The organism is Curtobacterium citri, from assembly GCF_030362955.1.
Lineage (GTDB): Bacteria > Actinomycetota > Actinomycetes > Actinomycetales > Microbacteriaceae > Curtobacterium > Curtobacterium citri.
This window is the reverse complement of sequence record NZ_JAUCML010000004.1, coordinates 229,112-242,420: the sequence shown is the minus strand read 5'-3', so window position 1 is coordinate 242,420 and position 13,309 is coordinate 229,112. Positions and strand designations below refer to the sequence as shown.

Below are 13,309 nucleotides of genomic sequence, written 5' to 3'. Positions count from 1 at the left end.
GTGACCGTCCGTCCCATCCGCCTGTTCGGCGACCCCGTCCTCCGTTCCCCCGCGGACCCGATCGCACCGGAGGCCCTCGGGTCACCCGGTGTGCGCGACCTCGTGCAGGACCTCATCGACACCGTCAAGGAACCCGGCCGTGCCGGCGTCGCCGCCCCGCAGATCGGCGTGGGGCTGCGGGCCTTCTCCTGGAACGTGGACGGCGAGGTCGGCTACGTCCTGAACCCGGAGGTCGTCGAGGTCCGCGGCGAACGGGAGCACATGGACGAGGGCTGCCTCTCCGTCCCCGGCCTGTCCTACCCGACACCCCGCCACCCGTGGGCGCGGGTCCGCGGGGTCGACGTCGACGGTGCCGAGGTCGTGCTCGAGGGCACCGGGCTGATGGCCGAGGCGCTGCAGCACGAGGTGGACCACCTCGACGGCACCGTCTACGTCATGACGCTCGACCCCGAGGTCCGCCGCGGGGCGCTCCGCGACATCCGCGCGCAGGACTGGTTCCACTGACCCCGACCACGCGCCCGACCCCGCGCCGGGACGTGCGGACCGGGGTCGGTCCTGGTCCGCACACCTGCGGACACCCGATCGTGGGGGTCGCCGACGTCACCCGTACGACGTAGCGTTCTGCGTCGACGCGCACCCCGCACCAGCCGGGTCGGCGGGCGCGCACCGACCAGGAGGACGGCCGTGCAGGGACGGACCACGACCACGCGCCGGGCACGGCGCATGACCGCGACGCTGCTCGCGGTGCTCACCGCGCTGGCAGCCGGCGTCGTCGTCACGGGGCCGGTGTCGCCGGCCGTCGCGGCGACCTCGGAGCCGGAGGCCGCCGACTACGCCACCGACGTGTTCGGCGACGCGTGGGACTTCTCGAACGCGGCCGACATCAACACGAGCTCGACGTCCGCCCGGGCGTCCGTCGGCGGGGGCGCCCTGAGCGTCGAGCTCGTGGACCAGGACCACCTCTTCCTCGTGCACTCGGTCTCGGGCAGCCTGCCCTTCGGCCGCGACGGGGCGCTCCAGCCCGTCGACACGGCGAAGTACACCCGGCTCTCGTTCTCGATGGACCAGCCGCTCGCCAAGCGCATCGGTGCCGTCTACTGGTTCACCTGCCGTGAGCAGACGTCGGCCTGCGGCGGCGGTGCCACGTTCTCGACCGTGCCGGGGCGCCACACCTACGACATCGACCTCGCCAAGACGTCGACGCTGCTCGGCAAGCGCCCGTGGAAGTCGGCGAAGATGGTCGTCGTCCGCCTCGACCCCGTGGTCATGCGCGCGAAGGAGAAGGGCGGGACCGCCTCCATCGACTGGGTCCGGCTCCACGCGGCGCCGGACGCGCAGCACCCGAACGCGGCGCTGCCGCCGGGGACCACGGGCACGACGACGATCCGGCCGCGTCCGCAGACGGTGGTCGACTCGCCCAACCCGTCGCAGGGTGCGGACCTCGCGGCCGTCCAGCACGGTCGGTCGTGGGACTTCCGGTCGGCCGTCGCCACCGGCGGGGTCCGCTACCAGGACATCACCCGCCTGCCCCGCGACTCCCGCGGCCTGAACGCCCGGAACGCGCCGCCCGCCCAGAACGACCCCCGGCTGCTCTTCCCGGTGTCGCCGTTCCCCGGCAGCACGTACCACTACCTGCAGTTCGACATGACGTACGACGGGAAGTTCGACCTGGCCGACCACCCGGGCGGCGGCAAGATGGCGCGTCTCATCTGGAACGCCTCCGGCTCGGGGACCCCGCAGATCAGCAACGACATCCTCACGTACGACTCGGGCAACCAGTCCGAGGTGACCGTCGACCTGACCGCGCGGAACCCGCTCGACGAGAACGCGCTGAACCCCCGCCTCGGCTGGGCCGGTCGGACCATCACGAGCCTGCGCTTAGACCCGAACGAGGACCCGGGAGCCGCGGTCTGGCACCTCCGCTCGCTGCACCTGCGCGCGGACCCCGCGGCGAAGGGCTCCACCTCGGTGCAGTTCCACGACGCGGCCTGGGTGCCGGGCACCACCGCCGAGGTCGCCGTCGGGACGCGCCCGCCGGGGAGCCGGGGCTACGTCGCCATCGCGGCCAAGGGGACGGCCGTGGCGAAGGGCGCGAACAGCGTGCCCTTCCGGCTCGGCTCGATGGCTCCGGGACGCTACTGGGTGCGGGTCACGCTGACCCACCCGGACGGCAGCACCTCGACCTCGTTCGCGCCGGCGCCCGTCGTGATGTCGCGCTGACCACCACCGTCCGGACCACCGCTCCGAGCGAACAGTCGGTGACACCCGGACGCGGGATTGTCGCTCCGGCGCCGGACGGAGGTACCGTGCTCTCGTCGGCCACCCACCGACGCCCTTCCCACACCCCAGGACCCAGCATGACCGTTCAGAACGACGAGCTCAGCTCGCACCGCACCCGCACCAACCGCCGCCCCGAGCCGATGCCCGTGACGGCTTCGACCGCCGTCCTCGACGCGCCGGAGGTGCAGCAGGCCCCGGAGGCCTGAGGGGGCGCGTGGCGCGACCCGGACACGGGTGGCGCGGACACACGCAGACGGACGCACTGGGCCCACGCCGCCGGTACCGGCGCGACGCGCCAGCGGCGTGCCGGCCGTGCCGGTGGGGAGAGGCCCGGTGCCGGTCCCAGGGACCGGCACCGGGCCTCCCGTCCGTCGCGGTGCTACGCGCGGTCGCGGCGACGGGACGCGACCACGGGGGTCGCGGTGGTCTGCACCTTCGACCCCGAGTAGATGTGCTCGACGTCGGCCGCGAAGTCCCGCATCACGACGGCACGCTTGATCGTGAGCTTGGGCGTCAGGTGACCGGACGCCTCGGTGAGCTCCGTGTCGACGATGGTGAACGAGCGGACCGACTCGGCCCGCGACACCCGCTGGTTCGCGGCGTCCACGGCCTCCTGGACCGCCACGTGGACGCGTTCGTCGTAGGCGGCGGCGGTCGGGGTCAGGGCGGGCACGATCCCGCGGGCCTCGCACCAGCCGGGCAGCATCTCGCGGTCGAGGGTCACGAGCGCCGCGACGAACGGCTTGCCCTCGCCGACCACGACGACCTGTCCGACCAGCGGGTGCTCGCGGATGCCGTCCTCGATCGGGGCGGGGGCGACGTTCTTGCCGCTCGCCGTGACGATGAGCTCCTTCGCGCGGCCGGTCACCGTGAGGACCCCGTCGGCATCGAGCCGTCCGAGGTCGCCGGTGCGGAACCAGCCGTCGACGAAGGCCTTCGCGGTCGCCTCCTCGTTGTGCCAGTAGCGGTCGAAGACGTCGACACCGCGGACGAGCACCTCGCCGTCCTCGGCGATCCGGACCTCGACACCGGGCAGCGCGCGCCCGACCGTGCCGATCCGCAGCTCCTGCGCGCGGTTCACCGTGGCCGGCGCGGTGGTCTCGGTCAGGCCGTAGCCCTCGAGGATGTGCACGCCGACCGACCGGAAGAAGTGCGACAGCCGTGGCGAGAGCGGGGCGGAACCGCTGATGGCGTGCGTCACCCGGCCGCCGATCGCGTTCCGCAGCTTCGCGTAGACGAGTCGGTCGAAGAGCGCGAAGCGCAGCCGCAGGCCGACCGGCACCCGACCGGCCGCGACGGCCTCGGAGTGCGCGACCGCGACGTCCGCCGCGGCCCGGAAGATCCGGCCCTTCCCGCCGAGGTCGGCCTTCTGCTCGGCCGAGTTGTAGATCTTCTCGAAGACGCGGGGGACGGCGAGGAGGAACGTGGGGCGGAAGGTCGACACCGCGCGCATGAGGTCGCGGGTGTCCGGTTCGTGCCCCACGACCACGCCGGTGGAGATCGACATGACGGCGATGAAGCGTGCGAACACGTGGGCCATCGGGATGAAGAGGAGCGTCGACGAACCGTCGGCGACGACCTCGGGCATCGCCTCCGTCGCCCCCTCGACCGTCGCGGTGAAGTTGTCGTGCCGCAGCACGCAGCCCTTCGGCCGACCGGTGGTGCCCGACGTGTAGATGATCGTGGCGTCGTCGTGTCCGTGCACGTCCGACGTCCGGGCGTCGAGCTCGGCGTCGGTGACGGTCTCACCGAGCCGGACGAGGTCGTCGAGCCCGCCGCCGTCGATCGTCCAGTGCTGTCCGAGGTGCGGCAGGTCGGGGGCGACGGACGCGACGCGGCGGGCGTGCTCCTCCTGTTCGACCACGACGGCCACCGTCTCGGAGTCGGAGAGGATCCAGCGCACCTGGTCGGGGGAGCTCGTCTCGTACACCGGGACCGACACCAGGCCCGCGGTCCACACGGCGAAGTCGACGAGGGTCCACTCGAGTCGGGTGCGCGAGAGGATCGCCACGTGCGCACCGGGAGCGAGCCCGGCGGCGACGAAGCCCTTCGCGATGCCGCGGACCCGGGCGAGGGTCTCCGCGGCGGTGATGGTCGTCCACGTGTCGCCGTGGCGCTGGGCCAGGATCGGTCGGTCCGGGGTCCGTCGCGCCCGGTCGGCGAGCAGGCTCGCCGCGGACCCGCGGTCCGGAGCGGAGGTGGGTGCGGACTGCCGCTGATCGTTCACGGTGGACTCCCTTGTCGGCCGGTTCGATACGAGGACGCCTCGACGGTGAGGCGACACCGCCAGCTTACGGCGACGACCCGGGCCGCCGACCGGGCACGGCCGCGGTTCGCAGCACCTCGACAGGCACGGTCCGGCGTTCGGCGGCGCCACCCGGAGACGGTAGGGTCGATGCTCGTGCATGCCATCGGAATCGACATCGGGGGCACCAAGATCGCTGGTGCGGTCGTCTCGGAGCTCGGCGAGATCCTCGCCGAGGACCGCGTCGCCACCAACGCGGCGGACCCGGACGCCATGCTCGACGACGTCGTGACCATGGTGTCGCGACTCCGGGCCGCCCACGACGTGGGTGCCGTGGGCGTCGCCGCGCCGGGCTTCATCGACGCCTCGCAGTCGATCGTCTACTACACGCCGAACATCCGGTGGCGGAACGAGCCCCTGCGCCAGAAGCTGCAGGAGCGTCTCGGCGACCTGCACATCACCGTCGACAACGACGCGAACGCGGCCGGCTGGGCCGAGTTCCGCTTCGGTGCCGGCCGCCTGGTCTCCGACATGACGATGCTCACCATCGGTACCGGGGTCGGCGGCGCGATCGTCACCGAGGACCGACTGTTCCGGGGTGGCTTCGGCACCGGCGGCGAGATCGGCCACCTGCGCGTCGTGCCGAACGGGCTCCCGTGCGGCTGCGGCGCCCGCGGGTGCATCGAGCAGTACGGCTCCGGACGCGCCCTGCAGCGCATGGCGAACGACGTCGCCGACGCCGGCGGGATCGGGTCGGCACTGGCCGACGCCCGCGAGCAGAACGGCGGCCAGCTCGACGGCGCGATCGTCGGTGACCTCATCCTGGCCGACGACCCGGGCGCCCTCGCGGCCCTCCGCCGCCTCGGTCGGCACCTCGGCGAGGCCTGCGCCTCGCTGTCCGCCGTGCTCGACCCGCAGCTCTTCGTCTTCGGCGGCGGGGTCGCCAGCGCGGGCGACCGGCTGCTCGAGCCCATCAAGCAGGCGTACCTGAACAACCTGCCGGCCCGTGGCTACCACCCGGAGCCCGACTTCGTCATCGCCGAGCTCGTGAACGACGCCGGTGTCGTCGGCGCCGCCGACCTCGCCCGCATCCACGCGCGCACGGCGTAGGGTCACCTGACGGCACCCGCGCCCCGAACTGGAGTCGACGATGACCTACTGGCTGCTCAAGAACTTCCTGCTCGGCCCGCTCATCCTCACCCTCTTCCGACCGTGGGTCATCGGGCGTGAGCACGTCCCCGCGAAGGGGCCGGTGATCTTCGCCTCGAACCACATCTCGTTCATCGACTCGGTCATCCTGCCGGCGGTCCTCGACCGTCGCATCTCGTTCCTGGCGAAGAGCGACTACTTCACGGGTCGTGGGTTGAAGGGCTGGGCGACGAAGACGTTCTTCAACGCCATCGGACAGCTGCCGATCGACCGCTCCGGCGGCAAGGCGTCCGAGGCGTCGCTCCGCACCGGACTGCAGGTGCTGGCGCGCGGGGAGCAGCTCGGCATCTACCCGGAGGGGACCCGCAGCCCGGACGGCAAGCTCTACCGCGGTCGCACCGGCATCGCCCGGATGATCCTCGAGGGCCGCGTCACCGTCGTGCCGGTCGCCATGATCGGCACGCGTGAGGTGCAGCAGATCGGGCAGAAGATCCCGAAGGCCAAGCGCGTCGGCGTCGTCTTCGGCAAGCCGCTCGACTTCTCGCGCTTCGCGGGCTTCGAGACCGACCGGTTCATCCTGCGCAGCGTGACCGACGAGGTCATGCACGAGCTCGCCGGCCTGAGCCGTCAGGAGTACGTCGACGTCTACGCCACGAGCGTCAAGGAGCGGGCGACCAGCGCGCGGGAGCAGGTCATGAAGGACCGGCGCACCCCGGCCGCCGCTGCAACCGAGGCGACCGCCGCGGACCGGTAGCCGACCCGTCACACGCACGCGGACGCCGCGCGGCGGACGGTAGGATCTGAGGACTCCGAGCCCGAGCCGGGGTCCCCGCCCGCGGGTGCCGCCCCGGCCACCGACCCAGAACACCGAGGTACCTCCTTGATCGAGTCGATCGACCCCGTCGCCCTGCAGGATCCGGACGTCATCGCGGGCCTCGACCACTGGCGCACCCTGCCGATCAAGCAGCAGCCGACCTGGCCGGACGTGGCTGCCGCCGAGGCCGCCTCCGCCGAGATCGCGACGCTCCCGCCGCTGGTCTTCGCGGGCGAGGTCGACGACCTGCGGGCCCGGCTCGCGGTCGCGGCCTCGGGCGGCGCCTTCCTGCTCCAGGGCGGTGACTGCGCGGAGACCTTCGCCGGCGCCACCGCGGACTCGATCCGCGACCGCGTGAAGACGATCCTGCAGATGGCCGTCGTGCTGACGTACGGCGCCTCGATGCCCGTCATCAAGATGGGCCGCATGGCGGGGCAGTTCGCCAAGCCGCGGTCGAGCGACCTCGAGACCCGGGGCGACGTCACCCTGCCGGCGTACCGCGGTGACATCGTCAACGGCTACGACTTCACGCCGGAGAGCCGGCAGGCCGACCCGCGCCGCCTGGTGCAGGGGTACCACACGGCCGCGTCGACGCTGAACCTCGTCCGCGCCTTCACCCAGGGCGGGTTCGCCGACCTGCGCCAGGTGCACTCGTGGAACAAGGGCTTCGCGTCGAACCCGGCGAACGCCCGCTACGAGCACCTCGCGGCCGAGATCGACCGCGCGATCCGCTTCATGGGCGCCTGCGGTGCCGACTTCGAGGCGCTCAAGCACGTCGAGTTCTACGCCTCGCACGAGGGGCTGCTGATGGACTACGAGCGGCCGATGACCCGGATCGACTCGCGCTCCGGTCTGCCCTACGACACCTCGGGCCACTTCATCTGGATCGGTGAGCGGACCCGCGACATCGACGGTGCCCACGTCGACTTCCTGTCGCGCGTGCGGAACCCGATCGGCGTCAAGCTCGGCCCGACGACGAGCGTCGACGACATGCGGGCGCTCATCGAGAAGCTCGACCCCGAGCGCGAGCCCGGTCGCCTGACCTTCATCACGCGCATGGGCGCGGGCAAGATCCGTGACGAGCTGCCGAAGCTGCTCGAGGCGGTGCAGGGCATGGACGCGAAGCCGCTCTGGGTCACGGACCCGATGCACGGCAACGGCCTGACGACGCCGACCGGGTACAAGACCCGTCGGTTCGACGACGTGGTGGACGAGGTCCTCGGCTTCTTCGAGGCCCACCGCGAGGTCGGCACCTACCCGGGCGGCATGCACGTCGAGCTCACCGGTGACGACGTCACGGAGTGCCTCGGCGGCTCCGAGCAGATCGACGAGGCGACGCTGGCGACCCGGTACGAGTCGCTGTGCGACCCGCGCCTCAACCACATGCAGTCCCTCGAGCTGGCCTTCCTGGTGGCGGAGGAACTGGCGGCGCACCCGACCGCACGCCCGTAGCGCGCAGGTCCCCACCGACGGACGGGAGGCGCGGTGCCAGCCGGCACCGCGCCTCCCGTCCGTCGTCGTGGGCGCCCGTCGATCTGCCGACCGGCGCGTCGTCGAGCAGGCTACTGCCGGTAGGACAGCGTGATCTCGTCGCCGCGGTACACCGTCGACCCCTGCACCGGGTCGGTCGCGTCCACGCGGAGCAGGGCCTTCCAGTCCGTCAGCCGGCACAGCACGTTCGTGCAGTCCGGCACGGTGACCTGCAGCCCGAGGTTCTCGAGGGTCGAGGTGGCGTCGGCGATCGTCTTGCCCGCGACGTCGGGCAGGGTGATCGGCGTCGGACCACGGGAGACCACGAGGTCCACCGTCGAGCCACGGACGGCGGGGGAGCCCTCGACCTGCGAGGAGATCACCTGCCCCTTCGGCACGTCGTCGTCGTAGCGCTCCTGCTGCGCGCCGACCGTCAGGCCGACGCCCTGGAGCGTCGTCGTGGCGTCGGCCACGGTCCTGCCGGTGACGTCCGGTACGGCGCCGAGGGAGACCGTCAGGGTCACCGGGCCGCGCTCGCCGTACTCGTCGACGGTGGACAGGTCGACCGTGTCGCCGCCGGGGAGCACCCCGGTCGCGGCGATCACGGTGTCCGCCGGGGCGTCGGCCGAGAACTCGTACCGGTCGTCCTGCAGCTGGAAGTCGTCGTCGAGCGCCGCGGTCACGGTGGACAGCGGCTGTCCGACGATGGCCGGCAGCGCGATCATCCGTGGTCCGCCCGACACCACGATCTGCACCGCGGTGCCCTTGCGGACCTCGCGTGCGGCCGCGGGCTTGGTCGTCGAGACCTGCCCCTTCGCCACGACGGCGTCGAACCGCGTGCCGGTCCGTGCCGCGGGCTGGAGCCCCTGCGCCTGGAGCAGCTGGCGTGCCTGCGTGACGGACTTGCCGGCGACCTCCGGGATCCGGACGTTGCCCCAGGGCCCGGGGCCGAGTGCCCACCCGACGACGCCGGCGGCGATCACGAGCACGAGGATGACCGCGAGCGCGATCCAGCCGCGCTTCCGGCGCTTGGCGGACTTGTCGGCCAGCCGCTGTCCGGCGGGGGAGAGCGCGCCGGGCTGCGAGCCCGTCCGACGCGGTCCGGGCGCTCCGCGGCGGACCGGTGCGGCCGCGGCGCCGCCCGGCGACCCCGCGATCACGCGGGTGGCGTCGGTCGCGTCGCCGCTGTCCGCCCGACCGTCGCTGGCCGCCCGGCCGTCGCCGGCCGCCCGGCCGTCACCGGCCGGCAGGATCGCGGTGGCGTTCTCCGGGCGGAGGACGGCGGTCCGGTACTGCCCGGTCGCGCGCTGCCGGTCGCCGGACACGTGGTCGAGCATCTCGCGGGCGTCCATCGGCCGGTCGTCCGGGTTGCGGGCGGTGGCCCAGGCGACCAGGTCGTCGAGCTCCGGCGGGACACCGGGCTCCGCGGCGCTCGGCACGGGCACGGTGTCGTTGGCGTGCTGGTACGCGATCTGCATCGGCTGGTCGCCCTTGTAGGGCTGCTCGCCGGTGAGCATCTCGTAGAGCATGATGCCGACGGCGTAGATGTCGCTGCGCGAGTCGGCAGCCCCGCGCGTGACGAGCTCCGGGGACAGGTACGCGATGGTGCCGAGCAGGGCCGCGCCGGTGGCGGTGTTCGCGGTCGTGGCACGCGCGAGACCGAAGTCGCCGAGCTTGATCCGGCCGTCGTCGGCGAGCAGGACGTTCTCGGGCTTCAGGTCGCGGTGCACGATGCCGGCGCGGTGCGCCGAGGCCAGCCCGGCGAGGACGGCGCGCAGGATGTCGGTCGCCTGCTCGGGGGTCAGCGCCCGGTGCTCCTGGAGCAGGTCGCGGAGCGTGATCCCCGGGATGTACTCCATGACGATGTACGCGGTGTCGTCCTCCGCGCCCTGGTCGTAGACCCCGACCAGGTTCGGGTGCGACAGGCGCGCGGCCGACCGTGCCTCCTGGATGAAGCGCTCCCGGAAGGCCTGGTCGTCGGCCAGGTGCCCGTGCATGATCTTGATCGCGACGCGGCGTTCGAGTCGGACGTCGGTCGCCAGGTACACCGTGGCCATGCCGCCGCGGGCGATGCGCGAGCGCACGCGGTACCGCTGGTCGATCATGCGACCGATCATCGGGTCCGTGGCGGCGTTCGTGGTCATCGGCGGCATTCTACGAAGGCGGGCTGGTGGGGCCGGTACTGACGCTCCGGTCGTTACCCGATCTCGATCTCGAGGATGACTCGTTCCGTCGGGCGACCAGGGCGCCGCCGGTCGGCCGAGCCCCGGACGCGCGAGCGGGCCGTCGTCAGAGCGAGGCGAGGAGCGCGCGCGCCGTCTGCTCCCACTTGGCGTACTCGTTCGGGTAGGCCGAGACCTGCACGGCCTGCGCGGCGGCGGTCAGGCTCATCGAGGACCAGCCCCGGACGCCGAGCAGCCCGCGGGTCTTGCCCGGGTTGCCGACGTAGAAGCGCTCGGCGGCGGTCGCCGGGTCCTGCAGGGCGGCCTTCGTGCCCCAGCCCTGGCTCGGACGCTGCTGGAAGAGGCCGACCGAGTCGCGGTCGCCGTGCGACAGGTTGCGGAGGCTCGACTCCTGCAGGGCCGCGGCCAGGGCGATCACGATGCCGCGGTCCGGCACACCGAGGGTGCGACCGACGGCGACGATGGTCGCGGCGTTCCGACGCTGCTCGCCGGTGAGCTCGACGCCGTTGACGCTGCCGACCGCGGTGGTCACGGCGCCGCCGGTCGGGGTCGTGGTGGGCTTCGAGGTCGCCGCGGGGAGCACGAGGGTCTTCCCGGCGTAGATCGTGCTCGTGTAGCTGAGGCCGTTCGCGGCGAGGAGCGCCTTGACGGACACGCCGTGCTTCGCCGCGATGCCGCCGATGGTGTCGCCGGCCGCGATCTTGACGCTCGACGCGCGGGCCGGCGCGGCTGGAGCGGCGGGGGCGCTGCTCGCGACGGGCGCGGGCTTCGCGGCCGACCCGGCGCGGGGGACCTGCAGCGTCTGCCCCGGGTAGATCACCGAGCGCTGGGTCAGCCCGTTCGCCGACAGGATCGACGAGGTCGACACACCCGCGCGGGCGGCGATGCCGGACACGGTGTCGCCCTGCTTGACGTGGTAGCTGCCCGTGCTGCCGGTCGAGGCGGGCGCGGCCGTCGGTGCCGCGGGCTTCGAGGACAGGTGCAGCGTCTGGCCGGGGTGGATGATCGTGTTCCAGCCGAGGCCGTTGCGCACGAGGACCTCCTGCGCGGAGAGGCCGAACCGGGCGGCGATGCTGGACACCGTGTCGCCCTGGCGGACCGTGTAGGTCGTGGGGGCCTTCGAGACCGCCACCACCGGCGTGACCACGGTCGTCGAGGGTCGCGCGACCGCGGTGTCGAACACGGCGCGGTGGCCGACGTTCCGGTCCTCGTCGACGTGACGCTTCCCCGCGTCGTCGTCGTCGTGCCGCGGCTCGGCGTGCGCCACCGGCCCGGTCAGGCCCGCGGTCACCGCGATCGTGCCCGCGAGGACGATGGGCATGGTGGCGAACCGGGCGGATCGGGCGCGCCGGGCGGCGTCGTCTGCAGCGTTGTCCACGGGGTTTCTCCTGTCCTGGGTGAGCCTTGCGCGGGTGCGAGCACTCACAGGTGGCTCCACGCTGACATGGCGTGATTCCCAAGTCAACCAGAGAGCCGGATGTTGCGGGTGTGACTCGTGTGACCAATCGTGGGGGACCGCGGACGGCGACCGCTCTGGCAACATGGAGCCGTGAGCGCTGTACCGACCGACGACACGACCCTCTCCGAGCGCTGGCTGACGGTGCCCGACCTGGTGGAGCTGCTCGGGGTGAGCCCGGGCCGCATCCACCGCCTCTTCGAGCAGAAGACCCTGCTGGCCGCCCGCGTCGGCGGCGTGCTGCGGGTGCCCGGCGAGTTCCTCGACGGTGACGAGCCGCTGCCCGAGCTCCGCGGCACGCTCATCGTGCTCGGCGACAACGGGTTCTCGGACGACGAGGCCGTCCGCTGGATGCTCTCGGACGAGCCCGCGCTCGGCACCTCGCCGATCGCGGCGCTGCGCGCCGGCCGCAAGTCCGAGGTGCGGCGCGTCGCGCAGTCCCTGCTCTGATCGTCACCCACCTGACGGACGGGAGGCCCGTGGCGACGTCGCCACGGGCCTCCCGTCCGTCCGTCGGTCGGTCGCGTCTACGCGACGCGGCGGCTCACGGTGTCGGCCAGCGCCATCAGCTGCTCCCGCGCCGACGGCGTGAGCGGGGTGGCCTCGAGGGCGGCCTTGGCGCGCTGCACGTGCCGGTCGATCGATCGCTCGACGGCGGCGACCGCCCCGGACTCGGTCAACGTCGCGCGGAGCATCTGGACCTGACCCTCGTCGAGGTCGGGGTCGCCGAGCAGCTCGTCGAGCAGCTGCCGCGGACCGGGCGCCAGCGACTTCCGGGCCGAGGCGATGAGGACGGTGCGCTTGCCCTCGCGCAGGTCGTCCCCGGCCGGCTTGCCGGTCACCTCGGGGTCGCCGAACACGCCGAGCAGGTCGTCGCGCAGCTGGTACGCCACGCCGAGGGGGAGTCCGAACGACCGCAGACCCTCGAGCTGCGCCGGGGAGGCGCCGGCGACGAGCGCGCCGATCACGAGCGGCGCCTCGATCGAGTACTTCGCCGACTTGAAGACGATGACGCGCTGGGCCCGGACGAGGTGCTCGGCCTCGTCGATGGACGGCCAGGCGGTCTCCTCGTGCACGTCGAGGTACTGCCCCGCCGTGACGTCGAGCCGCATGGTGTGGAACTCCTGGCGGACGATGCGCGCGCGGGCCGGGTCGAGCAGGGCGAGGCCCTCGTCGAAGACGGCGTCGCTCAGCGAGAGCAGCAGGTCGCCCAGCAGCAGCGCCGAGTTCGTGCCGTACAGCGCGCGGTCGCCGACCCAGCCGGACTCCTCGTGCAGGGACTCGAAGCGGCGGTGCGCGGCGGGACGACCGCGGCGGGTGTCCGAGCGGTCCATGATGTCGTCGTGCACGAGGGCGGCGGCGTGGAAGACCTCGAGCGCCGCGGCGACCGTGACGACCGCCTCGGCGGTGGTCTGGCGCGAGCCCTCCGCGAGGGGGTCGAACGAGCCCGACCGACCGGCGACGGACTGCCAGCCCCAGTAGCAGAACAGTGCCCGGAAGCGCTTGCCGCCGGACAGCAGGTCACGGGCGTACCGGTCGAACGGAGCGAGGTCGGGGCTGATGCCGACGAGGCGCTCGCGCTGCTCGTCGAGTGCCCGGTCGAGACGCGCCGATACGAGGTCCACTAATCGCGTACTCTCAGCCACGGTACCTACCCTAGTGGAGCGGTCGAGTCATAGAATCGGTCCACTCAGCGCTTGCCACAACCCGGC

At 72.8% G+C, this 13,309-nt stretch carries 11 protein-coding genes; 7 read left to right on the top strand and 4 right to left on the bottom strand.

Annotated elements, in window-relative coordinates; genetic code table 11:
* The 3 genes from QUG92_RS08260 to QUG92_RS08250 all read left to right on the top strand — a co-directional run bounded on the left by QUG92_RS08260 (nucleotide 1) and on the right by QUG92_RS08250 (nucleotide 2,486).
* The gene (locus tag QUG92_RS08260) at nucleotides 1-504 is read left to right on the top strand and encodes a peptide deformylase (RefSeq protein WP_069711178.1); all 504 of its coding nucleotides are present in this window, start codon (nucleotides 1-3) and stop codon (nucleotides 502-504) included.
* A gap of 180 nt (nucleotides 505-684) precedes the next feature.
* The gene (locus QUG92_RS08255) at nucleotides 685-2,220 is read left to right on the top strand and encodes a hypothetical protein (protein WP_289458681.1); all 1,536 of its coding nucleotides are present in this window, start codon (nucleotides 685-687) and stop codon (nucleotides 2,218-2,220) included.
* 137 nt (nucleotides 2,221-2,357) lie between these two features.
* Nucleotides 2,358-2,486: a hypothetical protein gene (locus tag QUG92_RS08250; protein ID WP_259346265.1), complete on the top strand. Its 129-nt coding sequence runs from the start codon at nucleotides 2,358-2,360 to the stop codon at nucleotides 2,484-2,486.
* Between the two features lie 173 nt (nucleotides 2,487-2,659).
* Here QUG92_RS08250 and QUG92_RS08245 read toward each other — a convergent pair whose 3' ends face one another.
* Nucleotides 2,660-4,507, bottom strand: a complete 1,848-nt coding sequence (locus QUG92_RS08245; protein ID WP_289458679.1) for an AMP-dependent synthetase/ligase — start codon at nucleotides 4,505-4,507, stop codon at nucleotides 2,660-2,662.
* Nucleotides 4,508-4,681: 174 nt separating this feature from the next.
* Here QUG92_RS08245 and QUG92_RS08240 point away from each other — a divergent pair, with 174 nt between their 5' ends.
* The 3 genes from QUG92_RS08240 to QUG92_RS08230 all read left to right on the top strand — a co-directional run bounded on the left by QUG92_RS08240 (nucleotide 4,682) and on the right by QUG92_RS08230 (nucleotide 7,940).
* Entirely contained in the window at nucleotides 4,682-5,635 is a 954-nt protein-coding gene (locus tag QUG92_RS08240; protein WP_182047844.1) for an ROK family glucokinase, read from the top strand.
* 40 nt (nucleotides 5,636-5,675) lie between these two features.
* Nucleotides 5,676-6,428 (top strand): lysophospholipid acyltransferase family protein, encoded by a 753-nt coding sequence (locus tag QUG92_RS08235; protein ID WP_289458677.1) that lies wholly within the window; start codon nucleotides 5,676-5,678, stop codon nucleotides 6,426-6,428.
* Between the two features lie 126 nt (nucleotides 6,429-6,554).
* Nucleotides 6,555-7,940: a class II 3-deoxy-7-phosphoheptulonate synthase gene (locus tag QUG92_RS08230; RefSeq protein WP_289458676.1), complete on the top strand. Its 1,386-nt coding sequence runs from the start codon at nucleotides 6,555-6,557 to the stop codon at nucleotides 7,938-7,940.
* A 110-nt stretch (nucleotides 7,941-8,050) separates the two neighbouring features.
* Here the strand turns inward: QUG92_RS08230 and pknB are convergent, their stop codons facing one another.
* Complete coding sequence (pknB, locus tag QUG92_RS08225) at nucleotides 8,051-10,102, bottom strand: Stk1 family PASTA domain-containing Ser/Thr kinase (protein ID WP_289458675.1); 2,052 nt, start codon at nucleotides 10,100-10,102, stop codon at nucleotides 8,051-8,053.
* 145 nt (nucleotides 10,103-10,247) lie between these two features.
* The gene (locus QUG92_RS08220; protein WP_289458674.1) at nucleotides 10,248-11,519 is read right to left on the bottom strand and encodes a LysM peptidoglycan-binding domain-containing protein; all 1,272 of its coding nucleotides are present in this window, start codon (nucleotides 11,517-11,519) and stop codon (nucleotides 10,248-10,250) included.
* 171 nt (nucleotides 11,520-11,690) lie between these two features.
* On the opposite strand from QUG92_RS08220, the gene QUG92_RS08215 reads away from it, so the two are divergent.
* Complete coding sequence (locus QUG92_RS08215) at nucleotides 11,691-12,047, top strand: Rv2175c family DNA-binding protein (protein ID WP_289458673.1); 357 nt, start codon at nucleotides 11,691-11,693, stop codon at nucleotides 12,045-12,047.
* A 77-nt stretch (nucleotides 12,048-12,124) separates the two neighbouring features.
* Here the strand turns inward: QUG92_RS08215 and QUG92_RS08210 are convergent, their stop codons facing one another.
* Nucleotides 12,125-13,243 carry a polyprenyl synthetase family protein gene (locus QUG92_RS08210; RefSeq protein ID WP_182047848.1) on the bottom strand — a complete coding sequence of 373 codons (1,119 nt, stop codon included), beginning with the start codon at nucleotides 13,241-13,243 and terminating at the stop codon, nucleotides 12,125-12,127.
* Between the last annotated feature and the right edge of the window lie 66 nt (nucleotides 13,244-13,309).

Bases quoted from the DNA above. Each gene is read 5' to 3' on its own strand.
- QUG92_RS08235 (WP_289458677.1), top strand. From the start codon at position 5,676: ATGACCTACTGGCTGCTCAAGAACTTCCTGCTCGGCCCGCTCATCCTC.
- pknB (WP_289458675.1), bottom strand. From the start codon at position 10,102: ATGACCACGAACGCCGCCACGGACCCGATGATCGGTCGCATGATCGAC.
- QUG92_RS08250 (WP_259346265.1), top strand. From the start codon at position 2,358: ATGACCGTTCAGAACGACGAGCTCAGCTCGCACCGCACCCGCACCAAC.